This window comes from Prevotella jejuni (assembly GCF_900187995.1).
Taxonomy (GTDB): domain Bacteria; phylum Bacteroidota; class Bacteroidia; order Bacteroidales; family Bacteroidaceae; genus Prevotella; species Prevotella jejuni.
In genome coordinates, this window is sequence record NZ_FZNZ01000046.1 from 1 (window position 1) to 19,399 (window position 19,399).

The 19,399-nt window shown below is 41.0% G+C and carries 13 protein-coding genes; 7 read left to right on the forward strand and 6 right to left on the reverse strand.

Features of this window, described 5'->3' with window-relative positions; genetic code table 11:
* The 4 genes from CHB62_RS13060 to CHB62_RS13075 all read right to left on the reverse strand — a co-directional run.
* Window positions 1-734 (reverse strand): IS4 family transposase (locus CHB62_RS13060; protein WP_254919388.1); only part of this gene is annotated, 734 nt, incomplete at its 3' end.
* 246 nt (window positions 735-980) lie between these two features.
* Window positions 981-1,613, reverse strand: coding sequence for a hypothetical protein (locus CHB62_RS13065; protein ID WP_176414876.1), 633 nt, complete (start codon window positions 1,611-1,613; stop codon window positions 981-983).
* A 300-nt stretch (window positions 1,614-1,913) separates the two neighbouring features.
* Window positions 1,914-2,576: a ParA family protein gene (locus CHB62_RS13070; protein WP_009010307.1), complete on the reverse strand. Its 663-nt coding sequence runs from the start codon at window positions 2,574-2,576 to the stop codon at window positions 1,914-1,916.
* 591 nt (window positions 2,577-3,167) lie between these two features.
* Complete coding sequence (locus tag CHB62_RS13075) at window positions 3,168-3,854, reverse strand: hypothetical protein (protein WP_089367177.1); 687 nt, start codon at window positions 3,852-3,854, stop codon at window positions 3,168-3,170.
* Window positions 3,855-5,444: 1,590 nt separating this feature from the next.
* On the opposite strand from CHB62_RS13075, the gene CHB62_RS14965 reads away from it, so the two are divergent.
* The 4 genes from CHB62_RS14965 to CHB62_RS13100 all read left to right on the forward strand — a co-directional run bounded on the left by CHB62_RS14965 (window position 5,445) and on the right by CHB62_RS13100 (window position 9,864).
* Entirely contained in the window at window positions 5,445-5,630 is a 186-nt protein-coding gene (locus CHB62_RS14965; protein ID WP_089367178.1) for a hypothetical protein, read from the forward strand.
* 2,378 nt (window positions 5,631-8,008) lie between these two features.
* Window positions 8,009-8,167, forward strand: coding sequence for a hypothetical protein (locus CHB62_RS14970; RefSeq protein ID WP_158296859.1), 159 nt, complete (start codon window positions 8,009-8,011; stop codon window positions 8,165-8,167).
* Between the two features lie 357 nt (window positions 8,168-8,524).
* Complete coding sequence (locus tag CHB62_RS13095; RefSeq protein WP_089367181.1) at window positions 8,525-9,133, forward strand: hypothetical protein; 609 nt, start codon at window positions 8,525-8,527, stop codon at window positions 9,131-9,133.
* 209 nt (window positions 9,134-9,342) lie between these two features.
* The gene (locus CHB62_RS13100) at window positions 9,343-9,864 is read left to right on the forward strand and encodes a hypothetical protein (RefSeq protein ID WP_240616283.1); all 522 of its coding nucleotides are present in this window, start codon (window positions 9,343-9,345) and stop codon (window positions 9,862-9,864) included.
* A 1,111-nt stretch (window positions 9,865-10,975) separates the two neighbouring features.
* Here CHB62_RS13100 and CHB62_RS13105 read toward each other — a convergent pair.
* Both CHB62_RS13105 and CHB62_RS13110 read right to left on the reverse strand, forming a co-directional pair.
* Window positions 10,976-11,326, reverse strand: a complete 351-nt coding sequence (locus CHB62_RS13105; protein WP_089367183.1) for a cyclopropane-fatty-acyl-phospholipid synthase — start codon at window positions 11,324-11,326, stop codon at window positions 10,976-10,978.
* Window positions 11,327-11,719: 393 nt separating this feature from the next.
* Complete coding sequence (locus CHB62_RS13110) at window positions 11,720-12,088, reverse strand: SMI1/KNR4 family protein (RefSeq protein WP_009010297.1); 369 nt, start codon at window positions 12,086-12,088, stop codon at window positions 11,720-11,722.
* 3,118 nt (window positions 12,089-15,206) lie between these two features.
* Here CHB62_RS13110 and CHB62_RS13120 point away from each other — a divergent pair.
* From CHB62_RS13120 to CHB62_RS13130, 3 genes are all read left to right on the forward strand, one after another.
* Complete coding sequence (locus CHB62_RS13120; protein WP_141240434.1) at window positions 15,207-15,446, forward strand: hypothetical protein; 240 nt, start codon at window positions 15,207-15,209, stop codon at window positions 15,444-15,446.
* 2,736 nt (window positions 15,447-18,182) lie between these two features.
* Window positions 18,183-18,848, forward strand: coding sequence for a hypothetical protein (locus tag CHB62_RS13125; protein WP_089367185.1), 666 nt, complete (start codon window positions 18,183-18,185; stop codon window positions 18,846-18,848).
* Window positions 18,849-19,153: 305 nt separating this feature from the next.
* Window positions 19,154-19,399, forward strand: a 246-nt coding sequence (locus CHB62_RS13130) for a helix-turn-helix domain-containing protein (protein ID WP_009012764.1), incomplete at its 3' end; no start/stop codon positions are given.

Genomic DNA, 19,399 nt, shown 5'->3' on the forward strand with positions numbered 1-19,399 from the left:
TGTGGTGCGTGAAGGGTGATAGGCATAAAACGTACCTCCATAATGGCTGTTCTGTTCTTTCGACCTTGCCGTCCGGGGAGTGAGAAACTGTACTCGCCCATAGGTTTCTGCTTGGCTAAATGCTCTGTAAGTGTATCTAAATCAGTACCTACGCTACTCTTGCGATTATGAGTTGAACGTATCAAAAAGTCGCATCCCACTTCCAAAGTCTCGTCCATAAAGGCGTAGACATCACTCTCACGATCGCCAACTATTGTCTTACGAACATCACTAGGGATGCACTCTGCGCTCTCCTTTGCAGACAAAGTCCACCGGTAGGATTCCTTATCCTTATATGGTAAAGTAGCTCGTTTATTAGTCTTCTTTCGTCCTTCTATGCGCTCACGATTCCATATTCTCACAGAGGAGAAGCCTATGGGAAGGCAAGATTCAGCGTCCACAATCATAGTAGGATGTACGAAAATAGAATACTTTTTCAGTTGCATAGAACCATCTCCAAAGTCGGGGTCATCCTCCTTCAAACGCCCTTTCATGTGGTCGTAAGAGAGCTCCGTAGTGTCTTGTATGCATAATACATGTTTATGTCCAACACACTCACTACCAGAGAATTGCCTTATTCTATCTATTAGATCTTCCATATCCCAGTTCTTATTACGTAGTACTCTATATGCACCAACTTTAGGTGCCTTATCTTCAAAGCACTTATTAATAACCGCACTCTGTTTCTCTACCATCTTATCGAACAAGCTATTAACTCTTCGTTCGATTCTTTTATCTCCTCCGAGAGAGTCAAATATGTTGTTTAATTGCATATACAAAGATACTAAAAAACCATGACATACGCAAGTATTTTACTGAGTATCAATGTATTATGATATTAAAAAGATGTATAGAAAGAGTAGCCCTATGGGGGAGGGGGTTGGGGGTGGGGCCAGTTGGGCCTACTATTGTCCTGCAGTTTTGTTCTTTTATTATAGTTCTTACAACAAGCTCTCACCAAAGATTGCGTTCTTAATATCCTTCTCGTGTTCGAAGACGAAGCGGGCAACGATGGCACTCAGTAGGGCTGTTGAAGGGAGCTTCACACTCGTAGCAGACTTCAGACGGTCGAGGACACCCTTGAGATCGGAGTCGATATAGACCGTGGCCAGACGTGAGTCGCGTGCCTTATAGTCGCGTGCCAGGTCGAGGAAAATCTGCCAACTGTCCTCCCCGCTATCCTTTGCGAGTGAATACTCACGTGCGAGCTGTCGGCCCTCAGCCTTTGGTAGCTTCTTCGCAGCCGGTGCGGTGCGGTCTTTGCGGTCGACTGCTTCCTGCTTGGGCTCTACCCGACGGAACGAACTTGTAGGGGCCGTTGGTGCTGCTGCTGGCTCATCAACATCTGCAATAGTTTCAGCATACTCCTCTGGCTGCTGTTCCTCAACCTGTGTATGCACCTCCTGATCAACATTGTTCGTATCATACTGTACAGGTTCGTCTACCTCCTGCTCATCCATCGTCGTCTCTTCAGAATTAGTAATAGGATTTGGTCGTGGTCCTTTCTGTACCCTATGCGCCAAGTCGGTCATCGCACCTGGCATCACCACCATTGTTTTCTTCTTCTTAGCCATTGTATATTTGTTTCTTTGTTTTTACTTTGTTATATATAAACGTGGACTTATCATTTCCTTCTTTTGATATGTCCTTTCGTCATCCTCTCTCCCCTATCGCGCCCTTACGAAGTCTTTTTCGATTAGTATTGTCTAACTACGTTTGTCCAAACAACCTTATTGGATTTTATTTATCTAACCTGCTTTCTTAGACATCATTTATCTAATCTGCGTTATTAAATCTCGTTTATCTAACCTGTTTTATCCAACTTCATCCCGTTAGGCACTCCCCCTCTTTCGGAGGGGGCTGGGGGGAGGTTTTTATTTCATCCTCCTCAGCATATAATCAAACGCCTTTTTAACAGCGTCGCGTTGCGTACCAAGCAGTTCGAAGGTGTTTGTGCGCTTCAGTGTTGCACGGCTATTGACGACAGGTGTGACAAGTCCGAAATTGCCAAACACCTCATCTGTTCGCCGCCACATCTCCTGCTCCTCTGCCGTACCAATACGTGGGTCGATGCGGTTGGGGACGAAGAAGAGCTTGGCTGACATCTGTGGGTTATGCTCGCGTAGCACGTTAAGCACCTGCACGAAGACGCCCGTTGAGTCCAGCGCCTTGTCCTCGTATTCGTAAGGACAGACGATGTAGTCGGCCCCCACGAAGAGTGGTGCTAAACCGTCTTCGCTGATGTTACCAGGCGAGTCGAATAGTACGTAGCCCTCTACCTGAGAGGCTGAATCAACCAACGACTGCATAGTCTCGACATCTGTCACGTCGAAGTCCTGCACATTGTAAGGCTCTTCTTCACCCTCGTAGATGAGCTTGTCCTTCCGACGCTGCATCAGAATAGTCTTCTGCAAGTCGGTATCAATGATACAAACGTCCCTACCCTTTGCAGCAAGATAGTTGGCAAAGAGTATACACAACGTGCTCTTCCCTACTCCACCCTTCTGATTTGCGAAAACGATCTTCTTATTCTTCATTGTTTATATATTTATGTTTTTACTTTTTCCCGTACTTGTCTATTTACGTATCTATGCTTTCGAATATTTATATTTTAGCTCTTTAAGCTATTTACGTATATATATTTCAATCGGATTACATATCTGTCTTATCACTCTTCGATGTTTTGTATCTCCCAAGCCTGCCTCGAGGCTCTTGCTGCCTAACGCGGACAAAGAAAGCTCCTTTTTATGGTTTTTATCCTTAAAAACGGCTATCTGAGGCCTTATTGCCTCTCTTTTGCGCTTTTCAGGCTACCTTTTTAGAAGCCGGTAGGCTATCTTTTTATTAGCCTTATTAGCCTAATATGGCACATTAGGCCTATATTCAAGGATAAATCAAAGCTAATAAGCATTCTTCTCCTTACTTTTTGTCACATTTGCCCACCTTTAACCCCTATCATTTTGTCGATTTTCTCAACCACTCGTATCCCTTCCCACAAATACTCAAATTATGAGCCTCCTTTATTGAAGATTTCCTATACTATCAGCATCGGGCGCCATCAATAGTGGGGTAGAGGAGGGACAAAAATGCAATTAGGTCCTACTACCTTATTAATAATGAGCTTTCTGTTAGTCTGCTGCTACCATTGTTCTGCGCAGAAGGCAGTAAGGTGCTAAGCCAAGAACAAAGCTAAGGATAGAAACAATCGTACCGTAGGTCGTTATCTGGTCCATCGTAACACCGCCCACATTATTATATATATAGCCGTAAACCATGTTTGCGAGCGAAATAGCCACGTCACATCCTATCAAAGAAGCACCGTAAAGACGGATTCTCCCAGCATATTTCACCATTAATTGGATGCAGAGGATGAGGTTGGTAACGAAGAGTACGAGTCCACAGGCATTTGAGAACATTGAGAACTTACTTAAGGCTACTCCAGATATCCCGTTGCTCAACTCCTCTGGTGTGCATAAGAACATAGGGAGATTGGATGCTGCAGCAATCAAGAACGTTAGGACCATCACAACGATGACCGCTAATTGTGCAGTGAAATGCTTGTTACGACTCAAACACCTGCGGAACACCTCCAACATTGTTAACTCTGTCGCAAGAAGTGCAACGGCCTCTATCACTTGAATCATGGAGCTGCTCTGAAATGTGGCAAACGCCTGAGTGATCACTCCCTGACCCTCATTGGGTGCCGACGTCCAGTTGTCTATAAAACTGAGACCACTAAAAGCAAGGTATAAACCCATACTCCAATTCAGTACTTCACCCGCCTTAGATGAAACCGAAAAAGTACCTAATTTCATATATAATTATATTAAAATAGATTCAAACAAATACACACATAATGATGTGGTTATATTTTTATACTTGCAAATATACGCCTAATTATTGAAAGAAACAAATACATCTAAACATTTTTAATGAGAAAAATAAAAAGACAAGTAGGCATAAATACAATAAAATAAATACTCTTTTAAGTCTTAATCTTTATATATATTTATGTAGTTACACATCTAATAAATATATAAAACTATCGATTAAAAGACAACAACACATTAGAGAATACTCAAAAAGACACTCTATAATTATAATATATTTATATATTTACGTATTGATAAACATACATTCTGCAATTGAAATAGGTACATATTTACTTACTTGTATAATAGTATAATCAGCCATATACATAAATAAAGAAACAGTTATATACGTATTTAAGGAAAAAGGAGGGTATCATGAGCGAATAAAGGGAAATCCTCCTTCACGAGTTATGAGCATTCAAAATGATGAAAACTGAGAACAAAGAGACTATAAGAATGTACGACCAAAGTAGAACGAGAGGATTAGATTAGCGATAAAATGGGGTAAAAATACATTCATATATATAGTTGAATATATAAAAATACAGAATACTCTGAATCAGAGAGTAACAACTAATTGTTTCTAAAAAACCATGCAAAGCGGTCGTAGGAATACAAGATTCTAACAAAGAAAAACAGCAATTTTGAGCGATTTCATCGAACTAAAACGAAAATGAAAACTGTAACGAGCAAGTTAGCAAACAAACATCTATAACTAAACCTATAACTTTTAATCAAAGAAAAAAGTAAAGATATAAATAGTGATTTAGATAGATATATATAATTCTTACATTCAATAGGTTACAAGGATAGAACTGTGAAAAACGTAGGAAACGTTTGAAAAGAAACAAAAACGCTTCAGAACAGAGACTAAGAGATCCCTCTCCAAATTACAGTAAATGCGAAAAGTGGAGCGATGAAACCATAAAAAGAGTCAAAACGTAGGACGACAAAAACAAAAGTAGGGGAGGGTGGAGAAGTAACTCGGCACCTGTTGAAAAGAAAAAACACCTAAATTATCAAGAAAGAACAAATACAAATGTGTAAAAAGGAACGTAAAAATAACGACGTAATGAGTAATATTGTGTAAATAACAAAAGCGTATATTTGTTTATATGTTTATATATTAATTATAAATGAAGACTATGTTTTGCAAGGTAATATGTATTTATATAGTTAATTAAACATGGTATTATATATACTATTACGTATTTATATATTTACTGAACATAAACCATTAAATACAATAATCTATACTTATATAAATAATGATTTATATTATTAAGCAATAAAACAAAAGTCTACTTACATAAATAAAAAGCAAAAATAAAAACAAAGTAAGTAAACAAGCAAATCATTAAAGGACTAAAAGTATTTTTATATACTTAGATAATAACATGAAAATATGTCCAGATAAAGACATAAATAGATGGTTTTGTAATAGACAATAGGGATAGAATAGAGCAAAAAAATAAGGTCAACACTTGACGAAAATATGCTTTCGTAGACGAGAAATAACAAGGAAAAGCAACGATGAGAAAGTGCGACAAAAAAGTGAAAAAGGGACAGGGTAAGAGGAGACAGAGTAACAAAGGAAACAGTAACGATGGTTGGGAAGGGGAGGTGAAAGAGTGGATAAAAGAAGACAGAGTAACAGAAAGAACAGTAACGATGATTGTGTGGGGGAGTAAGAGACAGGATAAAAAGAAGACAGAATAACAGGGGGAACAGTTGTAACGGGTGAGATGGATAGGAAAAAGGCAGCTTAAAAAAAGGGACAGAATAACAGAGGGAACAGTTGTAATGGGTGGGATGGATAGGAAAAAGGCAACTTAAAGAGAAGACAGAATAACAGAAGGAACAGTAGTAACGGGTGGGATGGATAGGGAAAAGGCTGCTTAAAAAGAGGACAGAATAAAAGAGGGAACAGTTGTAATGGGTGGGATGGATAGAAAAAGGCAACTTAAAAAGAAGACAGAATAACAGAAGGAACAGTAGTAACGGGTGAGATGGATAGGAAAAAAAGCAGCTTAAAAAGGAGACAGAATAACAGTAGGAACAGTAGTAACGGGTGAGATGGATAAGAAAAAGGCAGCTTAAAAAAGAGACAGAATAACAGAAGGAACAGTAGTAACGGGTGAGATGGATAGGAAAAAAGGCAGCTTAAAAAAGAGACAGAATAACAGAGGGAACAGTTGTAACGGATGAAATAGATAGGGAAAAGGCAGCTTAAAGAGAGGACAGAATAACTCTAAATACATCTGTCAGCTCTTTGGATGCACAAAAATCTGTACTAATTGACGAGACAGAAACGAGTATTATTTATGAGATAATAAACAAGAAAAGCGCTAAATATATCCTTCTCTCTCAAAGTTCACAAATGAACAGAATTTACAGAGGGCTTGCACAGAACCCTAAAGGTGACAGAAATCACAGAGACAAAGGGACTGTGGGAGGAATAAAAATACTTGAATAAACAGAACAAAGTGATGGCACGTATAATGATGGATTATCTTTTACACAACGGAAAGAATATTTTACGCTCGTTAGATAGGTTTGGAATCATTCTTGGACCATATTCACACAAACAAAAATCGGTAATGTGCGTCGAAAGAAAGAGAACTGAACGATAAAAAAAATGAATACTTAAGCATGAGAAATAATAAACTAAATAAGACGTGCATATACCTCGATAGATTAATTATGAAACCGACTCACGTACAATCAAGCTATTAACAAAAGCGGAAAGAATCATAACAATAATTCGATAAAAGCCACTTCATTGAGCGATGTAATTACCTCGAAGAAATGAGCATATAACTCACAAGAAATCAAACAATTACACAAAGTGTTGAAGAGGACGCCCCTCTTGATACAAGAAAGGCCCCTTCATTACGCAAGAAAGGCATATTCTCGAACGTTGAAAGGCATGTTCTTAAATCAAGAGAAGCATGTGGAAAGTTTGAGAGAGGCAAAAGATTTGACAAACAGTAAAAGGGGGAAGGAGAGAGAAGGGTGGGGAGAAAGACTACCGAGATACCCCTATAAGAAAGAGGTATCAACTCCATTCCAAGCTGCCCACAGCACTGTCCACAGCTTGCCACAACAACGTCCACAGCTGGCCCCTCCCCCGTCCCCTCCCCCGGAGGGAAGGGGAGTGATCACCGAGATACCCATGTGAGGAAGAGGCCCCTCCCCCGTCCCCTCCCCAAAAGGGAGGGGCGTAATTACCGAGATACCCCTATAAAAAGGATGTAGGCTTCGTTGTGTCCCTTAATGGCAGTCATGTAGGGGTAACCTCACATACTACGCCCCTCCCTGCGGGGGAGGGGAGTGATCACCGAGATACCCCTATAAGAAGGATATCGGCTTTGTGTTGTCCCTTATTAGTATCTACGATAGTTTTAACGCTCTGTGATATCTGTATGCCGGAGACGTTCTGTGAGTTCGAAACTGTAAGCAAAAATGTTCTGTTAAATCTGTGAGATCTGTAAGAGAAAAAACTACCCAGCATGTTGTTTGTGTGTTGTCTCATAGAGTGGGTGCGTTCTATTTCTCACAGAGAACACAGAAGAACAGAACACACAGCATTCCACAGAGACATTAAGTCAACCGATTTCACAGAACCTTACAGCCATCTTTAGTTATAACGTTCTGTGAATTCTGTATGCCGGAGGCGTTCTGTGAGTTCGAAACTGTGCGCAAATGGGTTCTGTTAAATCTGTGCGCTCTGTGAGAGAAAAAACTCACCAGCGTGAAAGAAATGCTTACTCACACCTCGTGTCAGCAAGCCAGTAAAGGTAACCTCACATACTAACAACCAGCTGGCCCCTCCCCCGTCCCCTCCCCAAAAGGGAAGGGGAGTAATCACCGAGATACCCCTATAAAAAGGATGTAGGCTTCGTTATGTCCCTTAATGGCAGTCATGTAGGGGTAACCTCACATACTACGCCCCTCCCTGCGGGGGAGGGGTTGGGGGAGGGGCCACTGTCTTGTAGGGGTAACCTCACATATCACGCCCCTCCCTGCGGGGGAGGGGTTGGGGGAGGGGCCACTATCTATGTAGGTTTGTGAAACCTATTCACCTGTGTTTTTCTGTGAGAAAAAGAAAGCAAGAGGCGCGTTGGGAGTTTTATCTCTCACAGAGTTCACAGAATGAGCAGATATTACTTTGGACTCGTGCGGAGCTTATCGGTTGGGATGTCTCAAGTCATGTTCCCATCCAATTATTACTCCTAAATCCGTATGATCCATAATTTATTCTCTTGTGTCTTTGCTTTTTAGAAAGAAAAATCTATCTTTGCAAAAACCTAATAAACAGGATCTATGTCTATAATCATCACTGATATTTAATGCACAAAGCTATGATGTCAGACTGTCCAACTAATGTTTTTGAAATATCTGTTGGCCGAGATGATTTCTCAAAGTAGTCTTTAGCTGATGAATGACATTGCGTATGCTGATGGATAACCCCTCCGATAATATCATTTTGGAGCTGATGGTGAAGACGGAGGAAAGCCCCATTGCGGAGAAGAAATGACCACTTACGTTCAGATCTCTCCAATGAAATATCTATCAATAGGTGGCTCAATATAGAACGTAGATTACTATGAATGTGGAATAAGCACCCACAGACAGTGGGAAGCGTAACAATTACAGCTATCGTGCCAGGCATCGTCACATATCATGTCTATTGGGATGGAAGAATAGAAAAACATATTCTGAGAGCAATACAGAAAGGATATGAGGATAAATACAAGTATAGCTATCATGATGAAAAGAGACAGAAATATGAAATTGGCTTTGCGAGTATTAAACCTACAAAAGTGTATGAAGCGAAAAGTGGGACTGTTAATCTTATCGTTTTAAGATGTGTACAGGACGTATATAGAGATGGAAATAAGCATTATAAACTAACGATAAATTCACAAAGAGACTATGCGAATGAGCACACATGGGCAAGCCTTTTAGGTGAAAAGTTAGAGGTCTGCTTTGATGATATTGTTTGTAATGGATTCAGTATGTCTGATGGTTCGCCGGTGGTAAGCTCTTCACATCTAAATGGGAAGAATGGTGATATAAGATATTTACGTAAAGATAGAAGTGGAAAGATATTAGACCTTACCGCTACTCCACACGAACTTGATATAAAAAGGCAAATTGCATGGAATAAAGCATTATATAAATATGGTTGGAAAAGTTTATTAGTTTGGCCTTATTAGATAGGTGGGAACATATATGATCTACCCCATACTAAGAAACACCCTAACCATCATCACCATTTACATTTACAAGGATATTGACCCAACTTAAATATCATAAAGGAATGAGGAATAATATATTATTTGTTTTGCTAATCCTGTTCTCCTTCTACAATTGCTATGCTGCGAAAGAAAAGGAGAGAGAGATCAGCGTCCATAATGAGAAAAATATGTTCACTTCTAAGGATGCTGAACAATATTACCAAATGACTCCTGACTCTGTGAAGTATGTTTGTTGCAATACAGACTCATTGCCAATGGCTGTTTTTATGCCTAATGACCAACTATGTAATGGTATCAAAGAAAACATATTTGATGTCAAATCAGAAGAAAAGATACCATATTATACCATAAAAACTATTGTATATAAGGGTATAGTCTGTAGAATAATTATATACAACTACACGGGAGAAAGCGACATTGACTTTCTTAATATTCAGATAAACTCATATAAGGATAATAAACTTATTGACAGACTCTTATTAGACAGTCGGTTCATTTCTGAAATCATGTATTATAATGATTTCACCATAACAAAGGACTTTGTAATAACATTACATAAATATCATAAGTCCCTTGTTGAGATTGATGAGAATGGTGATATCATAGGAGGTGTTGTTAATCCCAAAGTTCGTATGGAGACTGTAAGATATTTTCTTGACGACACAGGATTATTTCAACGGAAGAAATAGGCTCTATAAAGAATGATGTGGGACCACCCTGTGCCCTGGAACTATCGAACGAAAAGAAGCGGCCCCTCCCCCGACCCCTCCCCCGAAGGGAAGGGGAGTGATCACCGAAATACCCATGTGAGGAAGAGGCCCCTCCCCCCTCCCCTCCCCAAAAGGGAGGGGCGTAATCACCGAGATACCCCTATAAAAAGGATGTAGGCTTCGTTATGTCCCTTAATGACAGTCATGTAGGGGTAACCTCACATACTACGCCCCTCCCTGCGGGGGAGGGGTTGGGGGAGTGGCCACTATCTTGTGGGCTCGAAACGTTGGTTGAAAAGCTCTGTTAAATCTGTGAGTTCTGTGAGAGAAAGAAATATCCTTCGTGAAAGAAAAAACTCCACACACGACTCCCCAATGTTCTTTTTCTCACAGAAGAACACAGAAGAACAGAACACACAGCATTCCACAGAGACATTAAGTCAACCGATAACACAGAACGTTACAGCCAACAGAGGCCTCACCCCCAGCCCCTCTCCGAATGGAGAGGGGAGTGATCACCGAGATACCCCTACATGTCCACCAAATGTTTAGCATTCACTCTCCTTCTATTAGCAGGCTAATAGGGGTAACCTCACATACCACTCCCCTCTACATTCGGAGAGGGGCTGGGGGTGAGGCCTCTGTGAATTCTGTATGCCGGAGGCGTTCTGTGAGTTCGGAACGTTGGTTGAAATGTTCTGTTAAATCTGTGAGTTCTGTGAGAGAAAGAAATATCCTTCGTGAAAGAAAAAACTCCCCACGCCCCACACAAGCAGCCCAATAGGGGTAACCTCACATATCACGCCCCTCCCTGCGGGGGAGGGGTTGGGGGAGGGGCCACTATCTTGTACGCTCGAAACGTGCACCTAAATGCTCAGTGAGCTCTGTGCGCTCTGTGAGAGAAAAACCTTCTCAGCGTGAGAGAAAAAATCCCCAGCAATTTGTTTGTGTATCATCTCATAGCGAGGGTGCTTTCTATCCCTCACAGAAAAACCCAGAAGAACAGAACACACAAGGTTAAAAACAAGTGATGCCGACCGATACGCCGACTATATATAATAAGGTGTTAATGTCTCCGAGTCCTTTCACTTTATTGTTCACGAAACTGTTTCAGTTTCTTCTCGATAAAATTAAAGTCATTAATAGCTTTCTTTTTATCCTTCGCACGGTCGTATTTCTCTCTCCATTTCCTTATCCCATAGAAATAAAACTTCAACCCTTCAGGGGTCAAATCACCAATTTTTATTTGCGACTCAGCCGTCGCCTTTTCATTTTCCTTTAATAGAACCCGCGTGGTAAAACCGTTATCTTGCAGAAATCGAACATAGTTCTCGAAGAAAAGGAACTGTTCTTCCTTAAACTCCTCTGAGGTTGGGTCTGGTGCCGATAAGGCCGATTTAAACAGCCATTCTAACTTTTCTAAAATACGCTCTTTATCCATATCAATTTTATCAGTTTACTTTTAGATTACTCAACAATACCCTACTGAATATCAGATGTTTAACTACTTTACACTTCCACAGGTCAATCTGTTATAGAACGGTCCTCCCTATCCTTACTAAGATTAGTTTATCTTGGCACAAGTGTCACCTTTTTTTATGCTTATCATCATTGTTGACACCCTTTTTATCGACTTTATTTTAGCCTCAGGGAAACCATCGGAAAGGCTCATCGAGCCAACCCATTAAAGAGGTATCGTTTGTAAATTTCTCATTCCACCCCGCTTGAAAAAGGCATGAACCACCATTCGTCAATGCAGAACTAAGATGGTTGTCAGATACTCCCCCAGCTTTTTACGTCTTATTCCAAATAGCCTAAAACATCGACAAAACAATTATTTCTCCTCGACTAAGGCTATGAAACGAAGAATATCATCAGCCTCCTTTTTCATCTCCGATGCTCCTAATGCCCCAAGATCATTTGAATATATCGAGTCGTCGATGGGATTATCTCTGCGAATAAAGTAGGCTAAATCGCCGTCCTGACCAATCATAAAATAGTTAGGTTCGAACGCTTCAACCTCATACGTCAGGTTTCTTTCCTCCAGATCAGCGTAAGAATACATACATATTCCTGTTCCTTTTATTTCAAACACGTCTCCATTGTCGATTTCGGATAGGAAATCAACATACGAACTGGGAAACTTCATATTTAGTCGCTGCGCCAGTTCAGCTATCTGTTTATTATTTTCTTCTGTGTTCATAATTATATTTCATGTGTAAAGTGCAAGCCTATCTAAACCTTCGTCTCTTAGGTTTTCTAATTGTTTATGCAACTTTCGTATCGCTTACGTAACCTGTTCTGATGTCATCACCGCATCATTCATCTTCTGATAAATCATTTTATTAGCATGCTTCAAAGTACGCCCCATTCATCAATCCCACTCCGTCTTGTTTGTTTCAAGGCTCGGCTGCCCACAACAAACATTATCTATATATAACTGATTGTCAGCTCCTTCTACTTTTACGGAGTTAGGTCTGTGCAAAAGGGGGTGCCAGCATCAGCAACAAAATGATGTTTTTTCTTCAATAATTTCGCTGTGTTTTGTACTTTATATTTACCATTCAAGCATCCATACGCAGCCCTAACATCATCATAAACATAACGAACACCCCTGCTATTTATTGTATCAAGCGTTCGTGGAAAGGACTGGGGGTGAGCCATCTTTTGCCCCGCAGGTTGAGCGAGGGACTACGAAGCAATGCCTCGCAGAACTGGACAGCAGGGGACGGAGGAGGGAGCACCAACAGCAGGAATGCTAAGTATGCGAGCAGGAAATGTAAGGATTCTTCGCTAACCAGCCCCTCTACATTCGAAAAGGGGTGCGAGTATGTGACAAGAAGAGGCCCTTCTACGTTCGAGAACATGCCCCTCTTGCACGTTGAAGACGCCCTTCTTGGAGCAAGAAAGGCATATTCCCATATTCTATCCGTAACATTCTGATTTCGTGTAGGTTATAAACGAAATCAGAAGACACATTATACTCATATTTAGAAGGAGTCTCTCTTAAAGCAATGTAATATTTTTTTATCATCCTATGAACTCTCCTCTTTCCCAAAAATCATCGCCAAGCATAGCAGTAACGCTCTTTCTTCTCTGCGAGAGGAAAACCTCCCCAGCGAGTTGTTTGTGTGCTATCTCATAGAGTGGGTGCAATCTATTTCTCACAGATTTACACAGAAGAACAGAACACACAAAGGCCCATAAAGATAGCGGCCCCTCCCCCGACCCCTCCCCCGGAGGGAAGGGGAGTGATCACCGAGATACCCCTATAAGAAGGATATCGGCTTTGTATTGTCCCTTATTAGTATCTACGATAGTTTTAACGCTCTGTGATATCTGTATGCCGGAGGCGTTCTGTGGTCTCGAAACAGTGCGCAAAAAGATTCTGTTAAATCTGTGAGTTCTGTGAGAAAAAACCTCACCAGCGAGTTTCACAATTGTTCTTTTTCTCACAGAGAACACAGAAGAACAGAACACACAAACTTTCACAGAGACATTAAGTCAACCGATTTCACAGAACGTTACAGCCACCTTTAGCTGAAACGTTCTGTGAATTCTGTATGCCGGAGGCCTTCTGTGGAATCGAAACAGTGCGCAAAAAGGTCCGTTAAATCTGTGCGCTCTGTGAGAGAAAAAACTCCACACTGCGAGTATCCAACAATCTTTCTCTCACAGAAAATCACAGAAGAACAGAACACACAGGGTTCCACAGAGACATTAAGTCAACCGATTTCACAGAACCTTACAGCCACCTTTAGCTGAAACGTTCTGTGAATTCTGTATGCCGGAGGCGTTCTGTGGGTTCGAAACGTTGGTTGAAAAGTTCTGTAAAATCTGTGAGTTCTGTGAGAGAAAAACCTCACCAGCAATTTGTTTGCGTGTTATCTCATAGAGAGCGTGCTTTCTTTTTCTCACAGAAGAACACAGCACAAGATGACGTGCGAACGGCTCACATGTAGAATTTTAGTAGCCAATCCGACAGAATCGATAAGCTCCCTATTAGTCGCCGAAAGCCATCATGTGGGAATTAAGCAGCAGTCGACTTCGTCATTTATGGTACTTCTGAGGTTAGCGTCTTGGCAATAGAATCATATTTCGTCACCGTTATTAGACCAGGTGAAAGGGGCCTTACGCTGTCGTGCAAGCGGCTTGACAGGGCGGACACACACTATGACAATACAGGAAAAGACTACGCTTTGAAGGGTTCTGATTACTTTATTGTAAACACAAAGAGTACACATAAGATTCAACATCACAATGAGTTAGACGCCATTTAAGACTCGAAAGAAAGCGTAAGAAATACTAACAGAACTGGGGACCACCGTCCGCTTAGTAGGTGTCAGTGCGACAAATAGGGAGAGAAAACTGACGATACACACACTTAGTATGTCGACAAAAAAGGAACATCTTTCTTTCTTAGCAATCTGAACGAACTGAACAGAGCGGCAAAGGGGCTGCGACAAATAAGGAACATGGCCTCGGAAGGGAGAAAGACGACAAATAGGGAATGTTTAGAAAACACTTAATAAAACACGATAAAAGACTGATAGTCAGTGGAGCTATAAGCGTTGATGAAAGTAAAGTGCGACAAAAAAGTGACAAGTTTTGTTACTTCTTCTACATAAATAACGCTATTCTTCTACGTAAAATGCTTATTATTAACGAGTTAGAACACTGATAGGGTAGGAGTCAGTTAAGAATACATTCCCTATCTGTCGCACGTACTTTGTAGGCGAAGAAGCTGCAAAAAAACAGGCGTAAAGACTTGAGGATTGATGAGAGGCGACGAAAAGGGAGGAAAAACTCGACCGCTGTGAAGAGTGAAAGACGACAAAAAGGGAGGTCGCTTTCTACCGTTTTTTGGGTCGTGAAGAGCTACTTGAAGACAAGAAATGGATAGTAAACTGAATACAAATCAACGATAAACAACGACTACGAAAAATCTGGTCAAATACCTTGCAAAGTAAGCAAACAAAAATAGAAAAAACTTAGTTGTTACGTAGAGGGGTAAGCGTGAGATATAAAGATATTCTTATAAAGATACATTTTTATATATTTATTTGCTAATGAAAACTATTAGTAGTATGATAACAGATAGATTGGAATAACAGTGTATATTGTATTTAGTTGATTAACAAGTATTTGATATAATAGTAATTATTTATATAAAGATATATTTATAATCATTTATAATCACTTAAAACATCATGTTAACTAACACCGAAAGGCGACAAAAAGCATAGAAAAGACGAAGGAGCAGAAGATAAAAGGCCTCGGAAACGCATCTTGCATGGGCTACAATTATGGGAAAACGAGCCATGAAAAAACTGAAAGAAAAGCTCGAAAAACGACAAGAAAATGGTGCCGAAAAGATCGAAATGAGCTATACGTATCGGACCATCCGTGCCGCCAAACATCTGAGAACGTTGTCGAAAAACGGAGAGCGAGGCGTGAGGAGGGGGCGAGAAGACAAGTGCGACAAAAAGGGAGGGTGCATAAAAAACTTGTTTAAAATCGTCTTCACACACGGCAAGAAATTCTATATACCTTTAAATTAAAAAACTTCTTCTCAGGTTAGATTATCGTTATACAATCTTTATAAGACTTAGTAAGGACCGTTGAAACATTTAACACTCAACGAGTTACAAGGCCGATTGACGACAAATTAGTAAGTTAGTGGCGACAGATAAGTAAGTATGATGCGACAGAAAGGTAAGTATGGTGCGACAGTTTAGTAGCTACTTGGAGGGTGTAGACGACAAGTTAGGAGGTTGACTGCGACGAATAGGGAGGGAATCGTGGGTTGTTGCGAAATAAATATACAAACAGGTCGAATTTTGAGGGGTTTTGTTTCTTTTAACTCTGTGTGTTGTCTGTGTTCATGGTTTTGGACTTCTAAATCTTACCTTATTCTCTTCTTTTGTGTGATTAATTAATAACTTGTTTTACTGATAGTTATCATTTCGATATTAAAAAGGGGTGACAAAAAGGGAAGAATTAGCGTTGCAGTGTTTTGGAAAAGTACCGACAAAAAAGTAAGATGATAAAAATAGTTTACAAGTAGACGGGTTAACGGGTGGACAAGGGAGCAAGTTAGCTGTATTAATAGACATGGTAACAGGTGAACAAGTTCGGGGAGTAACATTGTAAGTTGGCGAGTTGACGGGGAGACGAGTGAACAAGTTGTATGCGAGAAGAGACAGGGTAACAGATGAACAAGTTCGATGAGTAACATTGCAAGTTGACGAGTTGACGGGGAGACGGGTGGACAAGTTGTATGCGAGAGGAGACAGGGGACGGGGGAAGTAGACGGGTTAACGAGTGGAAAAGGGAGCAAGTTAGGTGTATTAATAGACAGGGTAACAGATGTACAAGTTCGGGGAGTAACGGAGAGGGGAGAGTGGGCTGGGGACGGACGGAGAGTGGGTTGGGGACAGAAGGGGAATAGGATGGGGGCGGAAGAAGAGTGAGCTGGAGGCTGAAGGAGAGTGGGCTGGGGACGGACGGGGAGTGGGCAGGGGATGGGACGGGTGTGGATTAGGAGAGGAAGGGAAATGGGTGGGAGAATGGAAGGCATGTGAGGGGGAGGAGTATTTTATCTTGATGTAAATTTCTTTTGATCTACATGAACATGATGAGTGCGTATTAAGAAAGAAGAAGGGGCCTTTCTGCATTTGAGAACATGCCCTTCTTGCATCGAGAACATGCCCTTCTTGAAGCAAGACAGGCATGGTCTTGAATGGTATGTGTAATAGTCTGATTCCTTGATGATTGTGGGGTTTTAACTGTGGGAAGTAATTCCTTGGGAGAGGGGGCTATCTGGGAGTTTTGTCTCTCACAGAACTCACGGATGAACAGAAGCCTATCTGCGAAGGTCTTAAGCCGTTGGGAGTTTTGTCTCTCACAGAACTCACAGATGAACAGAAGCCTATTTGCGAACGTCTTAGGTCGTGGTATGTTTTATCTCTCACAGATTTTCACAGATGAACAGAGGCCTTTCAGTGAACAGGGGGAACCCACAAACGTCTGCAAGCAGACGACAGATATCACAGAACATTATTGCTAACGTGAGCAGTAACGCTCTGTGTTATCGGTTGAGCGTAAGCCCTTTACAGCCTCACCCCCAGCCCCTCTCCGAATGGAGAGGGGAGTGATCACCGAGGCTACCCCTCCTTCGCTGCTTGTGTCGTGATGGGAATGTACCATTAACTTGCCCCCTCTGTAGGTAATCTTTAACACCCAACATTTAACACCCAACACCCAACAATAGCTGAAAGGGTCTGTGTCATCGGTTGACTTAATGTCTCTGTGGGCCTTTGTGAGTTCTGTTCTTCTGTGTAACTCTGTGAGAGAAAGAACGCACAGGCTCGTAGGATAATTTATCTCTCATAGAGTTCACGGATTTAACGGAGGGCTATCTGCGAACGTCTTAAGACGTAGCGTGTTTTATCTCTCACAGATTTTCACAGATGAACAGAGGCCTATTTGCTAACAGGGGGAATCCATAAACGCCTGCAAGCAGACGACAGAGAGCACAGAATTTACAGCCATATATTAAGAGTTAATAGCTATCTGATGATAAGTATCAGGCTGGATAAGTGCGGAGGGTAGACGAAAAAAGGAATGTTTGCAGGTAATGTATTTAGCTATTGAGTCAACGTTTTAGCATTAAATATGTAGGGGGAGAAAGTACGGAGATGAGTGAATTGGAATATACAGACATGTAGAAAAACCATGAGTTTTACTTGTATTTTGGTTGATAATATTGTATCTTTGCAGCAGAGAACACAGAGTCTATGTTGGAAGGGATTTCTAACAGTGATGCTGTACCGCCCTCTTTGCAGTAGGATGAGCGTCTGCATATAAGTACGATAATTTCAAGCTCCGCAGCCGTCCTACCTTATATAGAGTCGTATCCTTACGGCTCTTTTCTTTTGAGTAGGTTGTGGAGACCAAGTAAGTAACGGCTCGTGTTATTTTGTTCTGGCGCAAAAAAGGCAGATAATATCTTGTGTAATTAAAATATTATTACGATATTTGTATGCAATAAAGACCTATGCTTACAACTAAACGGCTATAATCTATAGATAGATAAATACTTTTTATTATAGAAATGGTATCGTTTTCTCTATTTTAAGAGAATGTGATGAGCTGTACACAGAAGTGATATGAAGCTTTTTCAATCTTAGGAGTAGGATAAAAAGTCAACCTTTAGGCTATTTTATCCTTGTATGGCAATAAGGCTTTTGCAGTAAATATTCATTTAACTAATTTCTAATTCTTATTGAGTAAAGATGGAAGTAGAAAGATTACGTCAAAGAGCAAAGAAGAAATTACTTCGTGTCACCTTTCCTGATGGGAAGGTAATCTGTTGTAGCAAATCAGTAAACACGATGATAGAGGCTTTGGTAGAGATAGGAGCCGAGCGGTTCCCCTCAATAGAAATGACGATGTGTCACCTCCCATTACTATCTAAGACCATCTATCCACAGTATAAGGAGTGGATGAAGCCCATATGTGACGGTTGGTATCTTAATACACAGGCTGACACGGAGACGCGCTATATGCAACTTCGTTCTATCAGTCAACAACTCTCCTTGGGGCTCGTCTTAGAGATGGGTGTAGGCTTTGAGGTGCAGGCCGCATCTACGACGGAGAAGAAGCAGCGCACACGAGATCGCCTTGTTGTAAGGTTTGCCGATGGTGAATGTTTTGATAGTGTAAGAGCCTCGGAAACCTATCTTGGGACGATAAAGAAGTTGGGCGTAGAAACCATTATGCGCAAGCATATCCCATGGGGTAATTATGATCTCATTACTTCTACACAACAGACTAAGTATCAGGTTCAGATAGGTGACAATAGATGGGTGACGGTTCCAACAACAACAAAAGACAAGGCAAGAGTGCTTAAGGTTATATCCGCAATGCTACATATTAAAATCGAGGTGACTTGCCTTTGAATTTTGTTGTTTGAGCTTTATGTTTTGACGTAGTCATAAGAACAAGTTGTTTGTAGAGAAAGATAGAAGGTTGTTCTGTCAAGAATCGGATAAATGTTCGAATTGCTTATCGCCCAGTCAACTAACATCGCAAGTTCAACATAGAACTGCAATCCCAAGTGCTGGTGTAGCTTAATAATCTATACCTGAAAACACCGAGGGGTTTGGGGGCGAGAAGCCCCCATGAGAAGAAAATCAACAAGCAATGCATAAAAATAAGAAAGGGAGACCTCTGTCTCCCAAAGATTAATTAATTTTGCATTGCAATGTACAAACAATTAACCTCGGAGCAAAGGTACACAATTTCTGTGCTACTCCAAAATAGAACGAAACAAAAAGATATTGCCAAGGCGATAAATGTAAGTGCAAGTACAGTGTCTCGTGAAATAAGACGTAATAGCGGAGTCAGAAGACACTATAATTGGGAAACTGCCCAAGCAAATGCAGTACAAACAAGGCGCAGAAAGCCAGGCAATCGTTCAGTAGACAAGGATGTCATGGAAGAGGCGAAG